Below are 16,109 nucleotides of genomic sequence, written 5' to 3' on the forward strand. Positions count from 1 at the left end.
CCTCATTTTAAGAATCTTAGCCATGATGTCAGCTTGCTTAACTTCCTCATCATTAGCATCTAACTCGTTCTTATGTTCTTTATCAATACGGGATAATTCCTGTTCAATTGATTCCTGAATGGCAGAGCTGATTTGAGAAATACCGTTTTGGTCAAGGGTTACCCATTGAGCCATTAGCGGGGTTTGCTGAAGCATATTAGCTAGTTTCACTCGCTGATTTAGTTGCTGACGCTCATAGCCTTCTATCATTGCGTCAAGGAGGTAAGGATTTAGCTGTTCAAAATCACTAATTGAAGTGATTCCTGCTTGTTGCCGGGCAATTACAAGGTATTCCCGGTATCCTTTAGCATTTTGTCGAATTCGTCGAGCAACGGCTTGGATTGGTCTTTGAGTAAGTTGTACCGTTGGACCAGATTGTCGTAACGCTCCTTTTCTTCCTTTGGAGCGTTCTTCGCTGGTTTCTTGAGTTCCTTGAAGAACTTGTCGTAGCCTTTGATTTGATGCTCGATGGAGTTGATCCACTGCTTCATCGAACCCTTGAAAAAACCGTTAGCGGTTAATTCGGCCATCAAATCTTGAGCCAGCTTGTCAATGCCTTCGCTACCCATGAGGTCGGAGACAGCATCGAACACTTCAGAATACATGGGCTTGTCCTTGCCTAAATAAGCCAGTCCACCGTTCAAAATATTCACCAAGGTACGTGGGTTCTTTTGAACCAATCCGGTAAATAAAACATCAAAAATCTCACTATCTTCTTGCTTCTTACCGTCGCTATCAACGATCTTTTCTTCCCAAAGAGAGAGACTTGCAAAGTTGAACTTTACCTGTAATTCCTTATCGCCAAATTTTAATTCCATTAGTCTTACCTCCTAGTTAAAACTACTTGTCTTTACCTGTTGAAACGCTTCCTGGAACTTGAGTAGCAGTACCATCACCAACTTCAGTAGGATTAAGCATTCCGTACAATGCATTACCAAGATCAAAGGCATCATCTTCAAGTTGGTCTTCAGTAATCACGCCATCTTGGGCGATTCCTTGCACTTCAAAAACAACAGAAGATTGGAATACAGAGTTAAGAGTTTCAGTGTTTGGCAAGGTTGAGATAATGCATTGTGCATATTCAACAGGTGCTTGACGGCTTGGCTTAGTACCACTTACTTGGTTGAAGTCAACCCGGTACAAGTGAATTGTGATTTGGTCCTTCCAAGCGTGCTTTAAGGCATCCCATAAGCCGTCACCTGTTTGGAAGTAAGCCAACACAGTCCGTTGTTGGTTAGCAGAACCCGCCATCTTAACATCGAACATCTTAGTTTGGAGTGTTTGAAGTTGACGGGTGTTAGTACCAGAGGTTTGACCTTGTAATCCAATCATGCGAGCCTTGTTTGCCTTTGGTTCATCATCTAGCTTCATGAAATAGATGTACTTATTAGCAGCATCCATTTTTACAGTCTTATTTTTAACTGTCATTATTTATTCCTCCTAATTTTCAGTAATAAAAAAGTCGGCTCGAACAACTCCGTGAATTAACTTCGTTGAAGTTGTCGTGTCGACTTGTGGTTGCGGTGATATCAAACTGTCTGTCTGATATTCACACGGATATTGAGTTAATTTGAGATGAGGTAACAGGATTTCTAGCTTGTCTAGCGTATCCATTAGCGAACCCACCTCATCAGCATTCCAATAAAGATCAATTTGTTGGGTATAGACACCAGTAGTCACTAACTTGTAGCGAGATTGTTCAACTCGCCAAGGAATCTGCACAATAATCTGTGGATACTCTAGCTGAAAAGTATTCGGATTATTAGCTTCATCCCCAGTTAAAACAGTTGTCGCATAAGGACTTACTAGCTTAATGACACTCTGCAACATGTCCGTACGTGGTAATAGTAGATTGTCGATTAGAAGCCAGCTCCTTTCATTAGTTCTGCTACTTCTTTGCTAATAACTGATTGCATTTCCTTATTAGATTGATACATAAATGGCTCAGGTGTTGGGTGCTTTCGCGTTCCATATTCAACGAACCCACCATACTCAGTACCTTTCTTAGTTGTTGCTTCCGGATATACTTGCATACGACCGTCAGTAAGCTTGTGAGCCTTAATTGACCGCATTAAATTACCAGTAGGAACATAACCGCTTCGTCCATGCCCTACCATTCCTCGTTCAATTATTTGGGCTTTTCTTACGTTTTGACGACCGAGTTCAGTAAGCATTGATTCCGAACCAGAGTTAATCAATCCAATCTGACGAATAATCCGTTCAGCTTCTTCATTCATCCCTAGGGACTTTAATTCAGAAGCTACCTGTGTCATTGGCTTAGAGTAATTATCTGTTACACGATATTCAACTACCGGCCTGATGTTGTCATCGGTTAAACTGCCAGCATTGTTCATGTCGATCAATTTACCAACGATATCTTTCATCGACATCTAATCACCCCACCTTTGATTTAGTGTTGAAAATAAAAAAAGCCACACTGTTGGTATGACTTCGTGGCATTCTCACATCATAAAGAATACCCTTTTCAGTTTTAGGATCATATTCATCAACGAATGCAATCTTATCTGGTAGCGGTGGACTACCATTAACAATCACAGTTTTGGCGTCTTGATATAAGCTATCACCGCCAAACAGTAACGTCTGTTTTTGTAAACCCAAGTCATTTACTCGACAAAAGAGAGCTTTCTCCAAGACAACATAATGCGAGTGCTTATCGAACGGGTTCCCACCACTACCAGGAGTAGCTGATTTTTTCAATAAGTAAACATCTCTAACTCTAGTCAAGACTCATCACCCAGCCTTTACGACCAGACTGTGCCTTGTTATCACGATAGGCGTTCAGCTGGCTAATGTAAGGTGCTAAGTCGTCCTCACTCCACTGGTCAGTTAGTCCTTCTTCACCCGCTTGGGTTTTACCTTCATTACCACGCTTGGCAAACTTAGCGAGTGCCATCTCGGTAATAATTCCGGTAAGTGCATCTGGCAGGTTGTTGTAATCTTCACCGGTATAAAGAGCAACCGACTTACAAGCCAACTTAATATATAACTCAATCATTGGTAGATGGTCTTGATCATCAATCCCTAGCGCTGTTGTAACGTCACCTAAGATTTCTGATTGAATACTAAGCGTTGCCATTGGTATCACCACCATTTGCTAGGTTGAGCAGGTCGGCTTTCTTCATAGTAGAAGTATAGTCAATTCCTTGGTTATCAAGATGTTGTTTAATCTCGGCTACTGTATTATCAGACGTAACGCCCGCTCCGCTATTGTCGAGCGGTGTTATTTTCCCTTATCGCCTTGTCCCACTTGAGGTGTAGCTGGCTTGACAGTAGGAACAACTGGGGCGAATTCCTTATCTAACTTAGCCTTGTAAGCCACAACTTGAATGTGACGTGGGTCAACGATTGAAGCCCAAGTGTCGCCCTTGGCAAGTTCAGCCATAGTAACGGTTTGACCAGCAGGCGCGAAGGTCTTAGATACAGAAGTACCAAGTACGTGAGTAGTAACTACCCGACGGTTGATAACGTTAGTCCGTCCACCTTCTTTACGTGCTTCACGTTCGATTTCAACAGCGTTTTGTGGGTTAGCAACTGAGTAGCCAACAGCACCGTTAGCAAAGACGTATGAAGTTACAGAACCATCATCGTTAATCAGGTTAGGGTCATCGTCTTGTACAATTTGCATTCCGTTGTAAACAGAAATTGGAGTTACAGCGTTAGCAGGTTGCACTGTTTCAATCAATTGTTGAGCCTTCATTTCAGCGTAAGTTGAAGAGTGAACAACAATCTTGTTGAAGGTGTTGTCTTGAAGGTCACCGAGCTTAGCAATAGTAGCAAGGAAACCACGAGCGCTAAATACTCCAGAATCTTCATACTTCTTAGCAGTAGCAATATCAGAGTTAGCGAAGACACCCTTTAATGTAGCGAACAACAACTTTTGGTCTTGGTTGTTCCAGTAAGCACTAAACCGATTTGAAATGGTTGATTGTGCGGGTGCACCTGATACTTGTTGTGAAATATCGGTGTAGCCAAATGCTTGAGCTTGACGGAACTTGAAAGCCCGTTGTTCACCGGTAGTAAGACCGTTAACAGCGATGTCTTGGGTATCAGTCCAAGTTTGAGCGTCTGGTCCTTCCATGATGTCATTGATGTATGGCATGTGGATAAAGTCGCCGGGTGCTAGTAATTGACTGCCAAGTGATGGGTCATTGGTTAAAATTCCAGACTTAACCAAGCGGTTAGTCTTCATTGATTGATTTAGTACGTAGTTAGCGAACACTTCAGGAATGATTGCGTCCGCCAAATGAAAGCGTGTATCCGTCATTTAATATTCTTCCTTTCTAATTTTGACAAAAATAAAAACGAACTAGCGACTTGCTAACTGGTTATAGAGAGCTGGATTTTCTTTGTAGAGTTTCGTCTGTTCGTCCAATGAAAGATCCAATAGTTTTTTGGTGCTATCAATGTTGGCTTGCGAGCCAATCTGTGGTTGCTTGGTACCAGCTAATCGACTATCAACCCCAGCTTGAACCGCCTTATTGTATTCATCAGCGAATGACTTCATATTATTTTCAGTCTCTTCGTTAGTCTTACCAATTAAACGCCCAACCATGCTAGATGGCACGTTGTACTTATCAGCAATTGAGTGTCCGAAAGAAACTCGGTCGCGTTGCTCAATTTGAGCGCTAAGTTGAGCGTTCTTTGCTTTGAGCTTCTTAATATCATCGGCCGCTTTTTCTTCAGCACTCATCTTGGCCCGCCGTTCTCGTTCAGCTAACTGTTCGTTAACCTTATCTTCAACGGCTTGGCCCATTTTTTGCTCATAATCAGCCATCTTTTGCTTATTCTCGTTCTTGATTCCACTAACGATTCGATCGATATAAGCTTGTTGTTCATCTGTAAATTCCGGCTTAGATTCGTTTGTTTTTTCCTTGTCCTTTGGTTCCGGTTCAGTATTGACAACATTCTTTTTTACTTCTTCTGACATTTGAAAATCCTCCCGTTTTACGCCCGTCGGCTTATTCCGTTTAACCCCCGTCGGGTTCACCGTCCGGCTTAACCTCCTGCCTGCACGTTTGAGGGCATTAAAAAAGCAACCATTCTAATTTGAATGATTGCTATAAACTTATTGATTCAATATCTTCTTTGGTTGATTCGACAATATCGCATTGGCAGTTAGGATGGAACGGTGCACAGTTAACACCCGGCTGCATATCGCTAACCTTAAACGTCTTACCGTCCATTCGTTCGCAGAACTTGCATGTATGACTACCCAGCACCGAAACGTTGGTAAAATACTTAACTTTGCGACGCTTAAAATCATCCTTCAATGCATTAGCAAACGTATACGCTGATTCAGTTCTCAGCAGTCTCTCAGCATTGTAAACAGCACCTCTACTTGTTGAATTATTGCCAGTGAACATATCAGCAAGTTCTCGGCTATATTCCTGTGGTTTGATGTGATTAACGTTAATATTATCAACTAAATCATTAACCTTATTCATCATTGCCACAGTATTACGATTAATCGTTTCATCAGTATCAATACCAGAGCCAAACTTCTGAACCATCTTCGATACAGACTTTTGAGCAAGCACTCTGTGATACTTGCCTGGTATTCTTCGAGCTAGTTCATATTCATGTTCAGCAGTAGTCGGCGGTCGGCCATTAAGGCGATTGAAGTAACGATTAATCTTCTTTGTAGTCTTATGATAGCCAACCGACCTAACTTTTTGCGGTATTTCTTGCAATGTATCAGCAAGCTGTACCCGTCTTTGATGTGCAAGGGACAACAATGCAATACTAGCGCTTACCTTTACGGATTCGTTAATCGTAGCTATTGAACGTCCAGCCATCGAAACAGCAATCAACGCTTGATCACCAGAATCAGCCTCACGATACATAGTCATTAATTCACTTAATAACTGCTCTTTTAGCCACTTTGGTGCTGGCAGGTTCCAATTATCATCATCGGAGACAAACTGCGTAATTATGCCCTCTATTTGAATTTGAGTGGCATGATACATTGATTGAAGCTCTTTGACCCGCTCGTCTGACTTGCCATAAATCTGCTGGGCTAATTCAGTGAGTTCTTTTTGGCTCATTACTCATCATCTTCCTTGCCAGAATCCTGTTCATCTTGGTTCTGGTTTTGTTGATTGAACATGTTAGCGTCTAAGCGGTCAGGGTCGTTCTCGGCTTGTTCTTTCTTCCGTTGCATCTCTTCCTCTTGCTTAACGCCAGTAGCAGCGGTTAAATAACCGAACACAGTTTCTTGTGACGCACCAGCTTTAAGTAAGTTCATCGCATTGGTAATCGTTTCGGTATCGTTCTTAGGTAAGTTAGGTGGGAAGTTAAGAGTAACGTTGTTAACGAGTGTTTCATCAGGAATGACATTCTTAATTCCCCAGAAGTGAGCGACTAAACGCAGACGACGCTTAACCCCACGACTGAACAGGTCGTTTTGTGTTTCTCGAATCTGGTCACTGCCGAACAGCTTATAAGCCATCGCAACGCCTGAACTGTTACCACCGAAGTTCTCGTCACTAACATTCGGTGTGTTAGTGTCCGTATAGATATCACGAATAATCTCATCAAGGTGGCTCTTCCAGTTGTCAATTGGTAGCTCCTTAGTCAAATATTCAGCACTAGAAGGAACAACTGTTACTCCACCATTAGCATTGTTAATAATTGATGGCTTTAAGTACATGACTTTACTAAGAGTGTTCAGGTATGGGCTGTTAGGGTCAATCTCCCAAACCAAGTCGCCATTGTCGTCATATACTGGGTTGCCGTCCTTGCCCTTAACAATCTTCTTCATTGTCTGAGGTACATCAATATCGCCATTAACCACCAGCGTAGCGTTACTAAAGTCTTCTTCACTATTAGCCATTTCACTAATCGCCTTGTCGTAGCTGTCGATTAAATCTAAATCAGGCTCCCAATCTCCAAGTCGTTCATCATTGTTAGCATACTCGGTAATTGGCACTCGCCCGAAGAAATGTTCCTCTGGTTCGCCTGCAAGGACTAAATCATCCCCGACGCTGTTAATTGGTTCATAGTGATAGACCTTGTTAGCAGTGTAAGCAGTCACGTAAAACCGTGGCTTGTCGTTGTAGTTGACCATATAGTAGTAGACGCCAAAGAGCGAACTCTGATGAATATTTGTATCGTAAACCACAAAGGCGTTAGCTGGGTCAAGTACCGTTAGTTCAACGTTAACTTTTTTGTCACCATTTCCAGCGGGCGATACCGTTGTGTATAGCAGTTCAAAAGCCCGTCCGGTAACAGACAGGCTCTTTTTAATAGTCTTCTCAATGTAATCCTCATCAATAGCTTTATTGAATTCATCAATCCGTTGCATAAGGTTATCAGCTTCAGCGTTATCAACACCTGGCTTATCTGTCGGTGAGTTGTACTGGTACTGAATACCTTTACCTAACGAATAACCAACCCGCATTGTTGTAATGTAGTGGGGATGACCACTTGCAATCCGATTGTCAGCTCGATTCTTGCTCTTGTCACTCTTCCAGTAGTGAATATCACTGTCGCCCTCGTAATAGCGTTGAAGCGTGGCAATTCTCGTTAACTGATGATTGTAATGATGTTCAAGAAACATATGAACATAATCGCTAATGTTGTCTTCGTTATATTGTGAGGTGGGAATCCGGTAAACCTTGTTTGATTCACGGTCGAATCTCGTCCCACCTTTCAGCATACGAATTGAATCCTTTTGTAATCCAAACGGTACACTAGCATAGTAAGCTTGTGAATCATCACTTGTGTTAATCGCCATTTTATCCTCCTTTCTAAACCAGCCCTAAATCGTTCAAGTAGCCAGTAGAACGTTGACGGTTCTTGTTTTGTTTCTGTGCTTGTTCCTCTTTCCAGAGTGGAGTAGCGATACAGTACCGAACCGCATCTTGAGCGTGGTCATTCTCTTTAACCGGCGCACCTGTTTTTTCATCCCAGATGTATTGGTAAATCTCGTTAATAAAGTTAGGTGCTGCATCCTTAACCACATAGAACTTGTGTTGCTTAATAATACTGGCTACTCGCTCAATACCATCAAGCACATTCTTATAGCCATACTCGGTTTTAATGTGGTGCTGCCTGAAGTTGTTAATGTGTTCTGTTCTGGCTGTATCAGCAAAGAATATTAGACCCATGCCGTACTTCTTTTTGAATTGCTGAGCAACTCTAATCCAGTGTGGATCAACTTGTTCAAACTGACCATAAGCTTCATCAACAAGGTAATAGTTGCCCTTATCATCATGACCAATAACTTCAATCGCTGTTGGGTGGTCAAATCCCCAGTCAACACCTGCCGTATAGGTTAGATTGTCTGGTAAATCTTCACGTTCAATGGTCATAGTACGTTCATCAAAATCCTTGTAGACAGCACCTTCACCAGTGACCCATAGACCTTTAATTGCTCGATCATAGTACATCCCTGATGGAGTTGAAGCTTTAATCCGTTCAACATAATCTGGCGCCAAGTGGGTGTTGTCGTCAATCGTAAAGTGATAGACAAGTTTCTTCATCTTCTTGTCTTCCTTGTCGATATAATCCACTTTCAACCAGTGTTGCGGGTTATCTGGGTTGGTATCCACAATGATATGTGATCCTGGCATAGAACAACGCTGAAGTATTTCTTGAAATACAGGTTCTACACCAAGCGTCGCTTCGTTAACATAGCCTCCATACGCAGTAAAACCACGAGCGCCTTTCAATCCCGCCATCGTAGCAGTCGAAACAGGCGTTATGTCAACACCAAACAGATGGTAGTGCCCATGTCGGTCAAGCTTAAACTCAACACCAAACTGGTTCATGCACGAGATAATCACGTTCTTGTTAATACTGTCTGAACTAGCACCAGCAAGAATATACTGAGGGTGTTTATCGCCATGTTCTTTGGCAAGTCTAGCTGTCCTCCTTAACTCATAGATAAACAGCAGATTATCAATAAAAGTCTTACCTGAACGAACAGCACCAGTTAGAATCATCATCCCAAAATCATCATTCAGATAAGAATGAAGCACTTCTAGTTGTTTTGGTGCTAAGTAATCACCTAGGCTCATTGCTCTTATCCTCCTTTGTAATGGTGTCTAACATCTTATCAAGCAACAATTCCATATCTTGACCGTTATCTTCAAGCGCCTTAGCACGAGCTTCAGCTACTCTAGCATCAGCCGTAATCTTTTTAAGCTGAGCTTGTACCACTGGGTCACTAAGTGGATAACGCTTCATCAGTTCTTTAGCAGCCGTTAGTCGGTCTTTAAAGCTCGGTTTCTTCTCAACGGTGACTACATTATCGCCTGTTGGTAAGGCAACTTCTTCTGTCTCTTCCTCACGTAACACTCGAGTATAAAATTGAAGCACTTCTTTAGCGTCTGCAATCTTATGTGACTCGATCTCAGCCATTTTAGCGTCAATATAGGATTTAATGTCAGGTTTTGTCAGGTTCTCTTGACCAATTGAACGAACTGTTTTAGGTGAATATCCGGCTTTAATCGCAGACTGTGTGGCGTTGCCACTCTTAATATATTCATCCGCAAATAGTCGTTGTTTTGCTGTTAATTTCATGGCATATCACCACACCACCTTTTTAAAAATACGTGCTAAATATGTATAATTCTATTGACACACGTATTAAATACGTGTATTATAATAAGTGTTGAAGGGAAGTGAAACTTTTGGTACAACGTCGCAAGGTTGAAAAGAAATTCAAAGATAATGGCTGGTACTTCGTAAGACATGGCGGTAACCATGATATTTGGTCAAACGGTAAAATTAAAACTCAACTGCCACGTCATCCAAAGTTTAGTGACAAGCTATACAATGCTTTGATAAGAAAGTTCAACCTAAAGTAGCAAAGCAAGGCTCTTAATTGAGCCGAGCTTTTGTGTACCAAAATTAAGGAGGCTCACTATGGACGACATTAAAGTATTTCCAATCATCATTACTAAAGACGAAGATAATAACGATTACCCTTACTTTGTCGAAATTCCAGATATCGATGGAATGACTGAAGGAAAGTCAATTGCAGATGCAATGGAAATGGCAAAAGATTACATCGGTACTTATTCCCTTGAAGATAAGTTACCTGAATCAAACACCAAATTGCCTCAAGCTAAAGATGGTGCAACTGTTACTCTCGTTACCGTTAATGTTTCAGAATACAAGCGCAAGCATGATAACAAAGTAATTAAGAAGACCATTACCATCCCTAATTACTTAAATGAATTAGGTAAAGAAAATGGTATTAACTTTAGTGAAGTAATGACAACTGCACTAAAAGAAAAACTTAGTGTTTAATATTTTTATGTACTTTAAAAGCTGGCAAGCGTTTACCTGTCAGCTTTTTCTTTTGCTTCATATGTCTATCGGCTCGGCACAGCATCATATATTCTTGTTTAGATGCTACCAAGCCGAATCGTTTAGTCTGATACATTAAGCACAGTACCTCGCAAAATCAATCTGTTTTGTTTTCAAGGCTTCTCGTGCCATTAATTGTGCTTCTGGATTGCCAGCAACCACTTCTTTAAGTATATCCTTGTAAAGGTCATCCTCCATCTCGTGAGCCATTTCAAAATCACCTTTGCAGTCATTAATATTTCTTACCATATCTTTCACTTCAGTAAGTTTCATATGTATTCCTCCAAATAAAAAAGCCAGCCTTAAGCTGACTTTAATTAATTATGTATGTATCAATAAATGATAATAAAAGACATACGCTAAAAATAATTATCGCAACAATAACAGTTTCTCTAAAACTTGGCATGATTAATCCATCTCCCGAAAAAGGTTCATGATAATCTTCATTATAAATTGCTGTATTCCTATTAAATCTTTCTCAAATTGAATCAATACTTGTTGATTGTAATTAGCATCAAATTTTTCAGAGGAGATAGGTTGATTTATTCCTGTTATTAAAAAGTGCAGAGTTCTTTCAACTTCTGTTCCATTTTCTTGAAGAGAATTCATTATTGATTGATATTCTTTCAAATCGCTTTTAGTAGCTTTTACTAAAGACATTAATGTGCCAGCATTAAACATAACAGTGTGCAGCTGTTCAAGTGCACTGTTAGCAGAAGTAATAACCATAATATTTTCTTCATTTAATGAAGGAGTTCTGAATCTATAAACGCTTTCTATAACAATGTTAATGTCACTTATTAGTTCTTCATATAATCTATCTTTTTTCTCTAACTCAGATAAACAGAATTGCAATTTATACGATTTATTTTGAGCTTCTATGTTATTTTCCTTTGTTTTCTCAAGTTGTTCTAAAATTTTTTCTCGTTCGCTGTTAGCATTTTTCTTGGCTGTCAGCACAGCCAATCCCCATGCTATAAAAGCAGGTCCAAAAGCTTTAAGACCTTCCCAAAGCATTTCTTTCATTTCATTTTCACCTCATACATATATTACAAAAGCCCAGTCAAACTGACTAGGCTAAGGTGAAAATAAAATGTGTACCCAGTTTTCCACGCTGAGTACGACTTCAACAAGCGGTGTTGCTATTAACAAACAATATATAGATTTTTAATATATTTTTGTTGGGTGCTTGCTGAAGCATGTAAGCAATCGAGTTGACGTGTCTAAAAATACAGTAGATATTTTTGATGATTGCTCACAAAGCTAGAGAGCGGAGTCGAACCGCTGCTGTGCGTGAATAGTCTAGCGTGCAGCTGAGGTCCAACTGCCCTATTCATGCCCTACCGAGGACCATAGCTGAAGCACTGTTAATATCAAAAGAGGAGGCTTAACATCTCCTTTAATTGATTGTGCTTCAATATGGAAGGCATAAGACAAGTGAGGTGCTAGTTTCACCTCCAGATATATATTGCCTTCCAAAGTAAACACTGGGAACTGCCCCCACAAGCGTTGTCGCTTGGTGTCTACTTTCACGTATTCACATAATCAGAACTAATTAACTACCGCACCCGGTCGTAGTTTTCCGCCTACTCCTGTAACAGATGTTAGTGTTCTGAACAATTGCAATCTTTTAGCCGTTGAGTTGAATTGCAGTACTCTTTTGCTGATAACAGCACGGCTGCCGTGAGACTAGCAGAGACGACATAATATAAATCTTATGGAGAATTTATGAATAACCGTACATTACATGTAAAAATTGGATTAATTGGAAGCTAGTCTCAACGTGGATGATGGAGCTTGCATCCATCTCCGGCTTGGCTACCGTTCCACACACCTACGCTTTACAGAGAGATTCTGAGATAAACATAAGTAACATACGTCTATCTAAGCAGTTTAAGGACGTGAATGCTGAAGTCATTCGTGCTCAGGTCACATCTAATTCTTTCGACAATACCATTATGGCTTATAAAGTAGCCTCGTGATGACCCCAATTTGACCCCTCTTTTGCCCCGTTTTGGCCCATTTTTGTCCCAAATTTAGCATGGAGGTCTGGAATTATCTTTTCTTCAACAGAATAATAGTCACAAGCCGGTTCAATACAATCCGCAAATTCTAAGGCTGCCTGCTTAACTAATTTGTTATAGGTACCATTGCCTTTATAGCCAATTTGATTTTTGATTTTCCAGTTAGGCAACTCGTCAATGTATTTAAGTTGAATTATCTTTTGACTAGTTAGGCTACACCCTTTTATTGCATAACGCACAGCATACAAGGCGCTAGCATAACGGGAATGATTAATCATTCTTCTCTCAGAACCATTACCAGCAGAGGGTGCTTTAGGCATACCGTCAATAGATGGCGAACTATAATCTCCCCATGCTCCAGCTTTTCGCTTAATTTCTGGTAACCGTTCATAGAAGAACCATCTTACAGCATGATAGGTCTCATCTACGTCTAACTCATCGAACAACGCCACCATTAGCACTCTCCCTTATGGTATAATTGATTTGCTTTTATTTTTATACCAAACCGGGCGTTCCTATTAGGGGCGTCTTTTTTTTATTCCGGACTGAATTCTAATGAGTCTGCACTAACCTTTACCGTTTCATATTGCTCAGCACGTGGACCAATCGGTTCAATCACAAAGACGTGATAGTGACTCCTGATTTGATTATCTTTAATCCGATATTTTCGACCCATGCAGTAAACAGGTGTTTGTTCCTTAAGTGCTTTAACTGCTTGTGAGTACAACATGATTACACCTCCCCAATCTTTAATCGTGATTCAATTTCATAAATTGCTCCGTCGAGGTCATAGCCTTGGTTGATATGTGGATCGACGTACGGCTTAACGTGATTGTAAAACCAGGCGGTGCCGTGATGGAACAAGTCGCAAATAAACTCAATTTTGAAGCCCATTTCTCTTAGTGCTATTCCTTGTGAAGCTTCATTCTGATTTGGTACCTGTTTGAGTAACTTGCGTAGCCGTTCGGCCTTTTCTTCAATTTCCATCGTCTTCTTCTGGTGGCCACCACGCATTGCAATTAGTGCCTGATAGTCTGGATCATTCTCGTAATCGGGGATGTATTGTCTAATCAGCTTTTCTGTATGACCGCCTAGAAACAACTTATCTCCTGGCCCACCTGCTATGCTGACCTTGTCCTCCAAGTTAGCCATCGTTTTGCTAATTTTCATCCAGCTTTGTCACCTCAATTTCTACTCGTGGCTTATCTGAATAATACTTGTGTGCTACTAGATCGACTATCTGATTATCGTCTTCCCACAGAAGCCCATTTAAGCCATCCAAAGTTGATTTAATGTAATTATCCGTGTCAGGTTTTACAACGGGTCTGTGGCTACCAGAGAGACGTAATTTACGTTCTTTTTTTGAAATGCTCGACTGTACATGACGGAAGAATCTTAATTCAACTTTCAACGGCCCGGTTATTGGCTCTTTTTTATACTGCAGTTGGCACATCATTGCTAACTGCTTTTTGTATACTGATACCTTCTTAGGGTCATAAAGTCTAATTCCTCGGCCCATCTTAGTTGCACGTGGTCGTGCTTGTTCAACCGGTTCAATTTCAAACACTAACTTCACTTGCGCTTAATCCTTTCATGCGTATCATCGACTTTAATCGTGGTTACTACTCCCAGCACGAAGCCAACTGCTCCTGTTACTGTGATTGCTAGTAAATCGTAAATAGTCATTTTCTACCTCTCAAATACTTAACCTCTAAACTGTAAGCTTCTGGATGCTGATAACCAACCCAGTTCATAAATCCCCACCAGTACAACCGCTTAGGAGGCCAGCCAATCAGCCGAGATACTGCTCTCCATCGTTTCCTGTCAGAATAATATCCGACTTTAAAGCTAGCCTTACGCTCTGCCATGTACATCTTCCCTGCATTGACAGTGTCAGGGTGCCGTTTTCGTTGTCTACTCATTTGCATCCCTCCAAACCTTACATGGCATCATTCTTCCTCCTCCAATACTTGATTAATCTTCAGTTCTACACCCTTAAGCTTGCCGTCAATGAATGCTGCTAGTTCTTCAAGGGTTTTAATATCAGATTCATTAGCTGACTTTTTGATATAAGTCTTAACTGCCTGACCGAATGTTTGAAAATAAAGCGTATCTCCGTTAATAATCTTGCCCTTTCGTCGCTCCGGGTTAGCCTTATGTCTTATAAGCTGTATTTGACCATGTCTACCACCGACAATTGTGTAATGGTCATCTAACTTAATCTCCATTCTTACCATCCCTCTCGCATCTTCCCGGCAATGAAAGCCAAGATAATTACTAGTACAACTGGTAACAGTACCCAGCCACCAGCAAATTTCATTGTTGTTACTGCAATCAGCGCAATTGCAAACCACAGAAACGCATATAACGTACTATCCATCTCTTCAACTCCTAATCGTAAGGCTCGCACTCACTAGCTTTAATGCCACTCAAGCGTACAACATCATGGTCACGTTTTATCGTGTAGGCATTCTTCGAATGACTAACATCGATTACGTGATAACGCTCGCCTTGATAATTTACCCGGCCACCAAAAAGGTAGCGCTCCATCATCTCTTTATCAGTCAACTCAATTTCTCAGCTTTCACTTCAAATGGAATAGCGAACATTTTTCCAACTTCAGCTATTTTTGCGGTTTGTTTGTTATCGTTGAGACCGATAATCTCACACAATTTGCCCTTGTAATGCACGTTAGCTTCTGCATCATACAGAGCTTTCAGTCGTTCATATGTCATACCAGCTTTACCTCATTTCGCTTTACGTTAAAGTTATAGTCAAGGTCAACCGTGCCATCGTTATATGTACTGGTTACCGTGTAAACATTACCTTGATACTTCACTTTTTCTCCCCACAGCATTTAGATTCCTTCTTTCACTCGCATATCTTCCATGTCGTTAAATGCCAAGCGGTGATTAGGGTCTTGAGTAACTAGTCTGCTAATTGTCCGCTCACCATAAATCTTTTTAAGCTCTTTTGTAAGATTATTGGTTGTAATAATCGTTTGATGAACTGGTTTAACTAACTTCTTATGATTTTCACGAGCTTTTTTCCGCTCGTCTTTCGTACCCTCATAACGACAATTGGCAACTTCAAACATCAAAGTTTGCATGTCTTTACGAGCACCTGTGTAGCCATTAGTCATGACTTTATCAACGCTACCGCCATCAGCTCCTAAATCATCGAGAATCAGTACATCGCAACTGCACATCGTTTTTCTAAGGCTTTGTAGTCGTTCCTTGCGGTCCTGATAATCGTACTGTTCTGATAGCAATTCACTAAGAGCAATCACTGATACAAACAGCACTGTCTTACCTGAATCTTTTAAGGCATTTGCCATCGCTAGTGCTAGTGAAGTCTTACCAACCCCAGCAAGTCCGCTCATAGCAACATTCAAGTGTCCGTTAACCATCTCTTTAGCTAACTTGAAAGCCTTGTTGCCCAGGCTTCTAGCTTTAGCTTTATTTTGGCGATCATCAGGCTTCCAGTCAGCGAAGGTAAACTCAATTTCTCCTGATCCCCACAATGACTTATCCCAAACCAGCTTTTGCCGATTACGGATAGCTTGCTGATTGTACTTACGTTCCATTTGCTTGTTGCGCTCTTCAAAACGTTTTTTGGCTATGGAACCATGAATATCAACGCCATGTTCAGTAAAGATGGCAGGATCTAGGTTGAGGTCTAATTTCATAAATGACATGACTACACCTC

26 protein-coding genes are annotated in these 16,109 nt (G+C 40.9%); 2 read left to right on the plus strand and 24 right to left on the minus strand.

Annotation, left to right across the window (positions count from 1 at the left end):
* Positions 1–320 precede the first annotated feature (320 nt).
* The 12 genes from H9564_RS02225 to H9564_RS02280 form a co-directional block, all read right to left on the minus strand.
* A complete protein-coding gene (locus H9564_RS02225; protein WP_191683925.1) occupies positions 321–857 on the minus strand; it encodes a tail assembly chaperone in 537 nt (178 codons plus the stop codon).
* A 22-nt stretch (positions 858–879) separates the two neighbouring features.
* Positions 880–1,467: a hypothetical protein gene (locus H9564_RS02230; protein WP_191683926.1), complete on the minus strand. Its 588-nt coding sequence runs from the start codon at positions 1,465–1,467 to the stop codon at positions 880–882.
* Between the two features lie 12 nt (positions 1,468–1,479).
* On the minus strand, positions 1,480–1,869 hold the full coding sequence (locus H9564_RS02235; RefSeq protein WP_191683927.1) for a hypothetical protein: 390 nt from the start codon (positions 1,867–1,869) through the stop codon (positions 1,480–1,482).
* A 29-nt stretch (positions 1,870–1,898) separates the two neighbouring features.
* Complete coding sequence (locus H9564_RS02240; RefSeq protein WP_191683928.1) at positions 1,899–2,429, minus strand: HK97-gp10 family putative phage morphogenesis protein; 531 nt, start codon at positions 2,427–2,429, stop codon at positions 1,899–1,901.
* 4 nt (positions 2,430–2,433) lie between these two features.
* Positions 2,434–2,784 (minus strand): hypothetical protein, encoded by a 351-nt coding sequence (locus H9564_RS02245; protein ID WP_191683929.1) that lies wholly within the window; start codon positions 2,782–2,784, stop codon positions 2,434–2,436.
* Positions 2,777–3,136 carry a phage head-tail connector protein gene (locus tag H9564_RS02250; RefSeq protein ID WP_191683930.1) on the minus strand — a complete coding sequence of 120 codons (360 nt, stop codon included), beginning with the start codon at positions 3,134–3,136 and terminating at the stop codon, positions 2,777–2,779. Before H9564_RS02250 ends, H9564_RS02245 begins: the two co-directional genes overlap by 8 nt.
* Before the next feature lie 144 nt (positions 3,137–3,280).
* Entirely contained in the window at positions 3,281–4,324 is a 1,044-nt protein-coding gene (locus tag H9564_RS02255; RefSeq protein ID WP_191683931.1) for a replication protein, read from the minus strand.
* A 42-nt stretch (positions 4,325–4,366) separates the two neighbouring features.
* Positions 4,367–4,987 carry a DUF4355 domain-containing protein gene (locus H9564_RS02260; RefSeq protein ID WP_191683932.1) on the minus strand — a complete coding sequence of 207 codons (621 nt, stop codon included), beginning with the start codon at positions 4,985–4,987 and terminating at the stop codon, positions 4,367–4,369.
* Between the two features lie 130 nt (positions 4,988–5,117).
* Positions 5,118–6,104, minus strand: a complete 987-nt coding sequence (locus tag H9564_RS02265) for a minor capsid protein (protein ID WP_191683933.1) — start codon at positions 6,102–6,104, stop codon at positions 5,118–5,120.
* Complete coding sequence (locus H9564_RS02270; RefSeq protein WP_191683934.1) at positions 6,104–7,795, minus strand: phage portal protein; 1,692 nt, start codon at positions 7,793–7,795, stop codon at positions 6,104–6,106. Before H9564_RS02270 ends, H9564_RS02265 begins: the two co-directional genes overlap by 1 nt.
* A 13-nt stretch (positions 7,796–7,808) precedes the next feature.
* Positions 7,809–9,080, minus strand: coding sequence for a PBSX family phage terminase large subunit (locus tag H9564_RS02275; protein WP_191683935.1), 1,272 nt, complete (start codon positions 9,078–9,080; stop codon positions 7,809–7,811).
* Positions 9,067–9,585, minus strand: a complete 519-nt coding sequence (locus tag H9564_RS02280; protein WP_191683936.1) for a terminase small subunit — start codon at positions 9,583–9,585, stop codon at positions 9,067–9,069. Before H9564_RS02280 ends, H9564_RS02275 begins: the two co-directional genes overlap by 14 nt.
* 101 nt (positions 9,586–9,686) lie before the next feature.
* Between H9564_RS02280 and H9564_RS02285 the strand changes: the two genes are divergently transcribed.
* A complete protein-coding gene (locus tag H9564_RS02285; RefSeq protein WP_372456628.1) occupies positions 9,687–9,872 on the plus strand; it encodes a type II toxin-antitoxin system HicA family toxin in 186 nt (61 codons plus the stop codon).
* A 58-nt stretch (positions 9,873–9,930) separates the two neighbouring features.
* Positions 9,931–10,317, plus strand: a complete 387-nt coding sequence (locus H9564_RS02290) for a type II toxin-antitoxin system HicB family antitoxin (RefSeq protein ID WP_182581255.1) — start codon at positions 9,931–9,933, stop codon at positions 10,315–10,317.
* Positions 10,318–10,452: 135 nt separating this feature from the next.
* On the opposite strand, the gene H9564_RS02295 is transcribed toward H9564_RS02290, so the two are convergent.
* The 12 genes from H9564_RS02295 to H9564_RS02345 all read right to left on the minus strand — a co-directional run bounded on the left by H9564_RS02295 (position 10,453) and on the right by H9564_RS02345 (position 16,098).
* Positions 10,453–10,650 (minus strand): hypothetical protein, encoded by a 198-nt coding sequence (locus H9564_RS02295; protein ID WP_191683937.1) that lies wholly within the window; start codon positions 10,648–10,650, stop codon positions 10,453–10,455.
* Positions 10,651–10,785: 135 nt separating this feature from the next.
* Complete coding sequence (locus H9564_RS02300; protein WP_191683938.1) at positions 10,786–11,403, minus strand: hypothetical protein; 618 nt, start codon at positions 11,401–11,403, stop codon at positions 10,786–10,788.
* Positions 11,404–12,340: 937 nt separating this feature from the next.
* Positions 12,341–12,856 carry an ArpU family phage packaging/lysis transcriptional regulator gene (locus tag H9564_RS02305; protein WP_191683939.1) on the minus strand — a complete coding sequence of 172 codons (516 nt, stop codon included), beginning with the start codon at positions 12,854–12,856 and terminating at the stop codon, positions 12,341–12,343.
* 80 nt (positions 12,857–12,936) lie between these two features.
* Complete coding sequence (locus H9564_RS02310; protein ID WP_191683940.1) at positions 12,937–13,131, minus strand: hypothetical protein; 195 nt, start codon at positions 13,129–13,131, stop codon at positions 12,937–12,939.
* Between the two features lie 2 nt (positions 13,132–13,133).
* Positions 13,134–13,571 carry a hypothetical protein gene (locus H9564_RS02315; RefSeq protein ID WP_191683941.1) on the minus strand — a complete coding sequence of 146 codons (438 nt, stop codon included), beginning with the start codon at positions 13,569–13,571 and terminating at the stop codon, positions 13,134–13,136.
* A complete protein-coding gene (locus H9564_RS02320; protein WP_191683942.1) occupies positions 13,561–13,977 on the minus strand; it encodes a RusA family crossover junction endodeoxyribonuclease in 417 nt (138 codons plus the stop codon). Before H9564_RS02320 ends, H9564_RS02315 begins: the two co-directional genes overlap by 11 nt.
* 106 nt (positions 13,978–14,083) lie before the next feature.
* Positions 14,084–14,323, minus strand: coding sequence for a hypothetical protein (locus H9564_RS02325; protein ID WP_191683943.1), 240 nt, complete (start codon positions 14,321–14,323; stop codon positions 14,084–14,086).
* A 27-nt stretch (positions 14,324–14,350) separates the two neighbouring features.
* Positions 14,351–14,629, minus strand: coding sequence for a hypothetical protein (locus H9564_RS02330; protein WP_191683944.1), 279 nt, complete (start codon positions 14,627–14,629; stop codon positions 14,351–14,353).
* A 2-nt stretch (positions 14,630–14,631) separates the two neighbouring features.
* Positions 14,632–14,781 carry a hypothetical protein gene (locus H9564_RS02335; protein WP_191683945.1) on the minus strand — a complete coding sequence of 50 codons (150 nt, stop codon included), beginning with the start codon at positions 14,779–14,781 and terminating at the stop codon, positions 14,632–14,634.
* Positions 14,782–14,965: 184 nt separating this feature from the next.
* Positions 14,966–15,136 carry a hypothetical protein gene (locus H9564_RS02340; protein WP_191683946.1) on the minus strand — a complete coding sequence of 57 codons (171 nt, stop codon included), beginning with the start codon at positions 15,134–15,136 and terminating at the stop codon, positions 14,966–14,968.
* A complete protein-coding gene (locus H9564_RS09250; RefSeq protein WP_263600657.1) occupies positions 15,133–15,258 on the minus strand; it encodes a hypothetical protein in 126 nt (41 codons plus the stop codon). The genes H9564_RS02340 and H9564_RS09250 overlap by 4 nt, the downstream gene beginning before the upstream one ends.
* Positions 15,259–16,098, minus strand: a complete 840-nt coding sequence (locus H9564_RS02345; RefSeq protein WP_191683947.1) for an ATP-binding protein — start codon at positions 16,096–16,098, stop codon at positions 15,259–15,261.
* Between the last annotated feature and the right edge of the window lie 11 nt (positions 16,099–16,109).

Origin of the sequence: Limosilactobacillus avistercoris, from assembly GCF_014836425.1 — a bacterium.
In the GTDB taxonomy this organism is placed as follows: Bacteria; Bacillota; Bacilli; order Lactobacillales; family Lactobacillaceae; genus Limosilactobacillus; species Limosilactobacillus agrestimuris.

What these genes read in the sequence shown, in the direction of transcription:
- H9564_RS02225 (WP_191683925.1), bottom strand. Translation starts at nt 857, where the DNA reads ATGGAATTAAAATTTGGCGATAAGGAATTACAGGTAAAGTTCAACTTT.
- H9564_RS02230 (WP_191683926.1), bottom strand. Translation starts at nt 1,467, where the DNA reads ATGACAGTTAAAAATAAGACTGTAAAAATGGATGCTGCTAATAAGTAC.
- H9564_RS02235 (WP_191683927.1), bottom strand. Translation starts at nt 1,869, where the DNA reads ATGTTGCAGAGTGTCATTAAGCTAGTAAGTCCTTATGCGACAACTGTT.
- H9564_RS02240 (WP_191683928.1), bottom strand. Translation starts at nt 2,429, where the DNA reads ATGTCGATGAAAGATATCGTTGGTAAATTGATCGACATGAACAATGCT.
- H9564_RS02250 (WP_191683930.1), bottom strand. Translation starts at nt 3,136, where the DNA reads ATGGCAACGCTTAGTATTCAATCAGAAATCTTAGGTGACGTTACAACA.
- H9564_RS02255 (WP_191683931.1), bottom strand. Translation starts at nt 4,324, where the DNA reads ATGACGGATACACGCTTTCATTTGGCGGACGCAATCATTCCTGAAGTG.
- H9564_RS02260 (WP_191683932.1), bottom strand. Translation starts at nt 4,987, where the DNA reads ATGTCAGAAGAAGTAAAAAAGAATGTTGTCAATACTGAACCGGAACCA.
- H9564_RS02265 (WP_191683933.1), bottom strand. Translation starts at nt 6,104, where the DNA reads ATGAGCCAAAAAGAACTCACTGAATTAGCCCAGCAGATTTATGGCAAG.
- H9564_RS02270 (WP_191683934.1), bottom strand. Translation starts at nt 7,795, where the DNA reads ATGGCGATTAACACAAGTGATGATTCACAAGCTTACTATGCTAGTGTA.
- H9564_RS02275 (WP_191683935.1), bottom strand. Translation starts at nt 9,080, where the DNA reads ATGAGCCTAGGTGATTACTTAGCACCAAAACAACTAGAAGTGCTTCAT.
- H9564_RS02280 (WP_191683936.1), bottom strand. Translation starts at nt 9,585, where the DNA reads ATGAAATTAACAGCAAAACAACGACTATTTGCGGATGAATATATTAAG.
- H9564_RS02290 (WP_182581255.1), top strand. Translation starts at nt 9,931, where the DNA reads ATGGACGACATTAAAGTATTTCCAATCATCATTACTAAAGACGAAGAT.
- H9564_RS02295 (WP_191683937.1), bottom strand. Translation starts at nt 10,650, where the DNA reads ATGAAACTTACTGAAGTGAAAGATATGGTAAGAAATATTAATGACTGC.
- H9564_RS02300 (WP_191683938.1), bottom strand. Translation starts at nt 11,403, where the DNA reads ATGAAAGAAATGCTTTGGGAAGGTCTTAAAGCTTTTGGACCTGCTTTT.
- H9564_RS02305 (WP_191683939.1), bottom strand. Translation starts at nt 12,856, where the DNA reads ATGGTGGCGTTGTTCGATGAGTTAGACGTAGATGAGACCTATCATGCT.
- H9564_RS02310 (WP_191683940.1), bottom strand. Translation starts at nt 13,131, where the DNA reads ATGTTGTACTCACAAGCAGTTAAAGCACTTAAGGAACAAACACCTGTT.
- H9564_RS02315 (WP_191683941.1), bottom strand. Translation starts at nt 13,571, where the DNA reads ATGAAAATTAGCAAAACGATGGCTAACTTGGAGGACAAGGTCAGCATA.
- H9564_RS02325 (WP_191683943.1), bottom strand. Translation starts at nt 14,323, where the DNA reads ATGAGTAGACAACGAAAACGGCACCCTGACACTGTCAATGCAGGGAAG.
- H9564_RS02330 (WP_191683944.1), bottom strand. Translation starts at nt 14,629, where the DNA reads ATGGAGATTAAGTTAGATGACCATTACACAATTGTCGGTGGTAGACAT.
- H9564_RS02335 (WP_191683945.1), bottom strand. Translation starts at nt 14,781, where the DNA reads ATGGATAGTACGTTATATGCGTTTCTGTGGTTTGCAATTGCGCTGATT.
- H9564_RS02340 (WP_191683946.1), bottom strand. Translation starts at nt 15,136, where the DNA reads ATGACATATGAACGACTGAAAGCTCTGTATGATGCAGAAGCTAACGTG.
- H9564_RS09250 (WP_263600657.1), bottom strand. Translation starts at nt 15,258, where the DNA reads ATGCTGTGGGGAGAAAAAGTGAAGTATCAAGGTAATGTTTACACGGTA.
- H9564_RS02345 (WP_191683947.1), bottom strand. Translation starts at nt 16,098, where the DNA reads ATGTCATTTATGAAATTAGACCTCAACCTAGATCCTGCCATCTTTACT.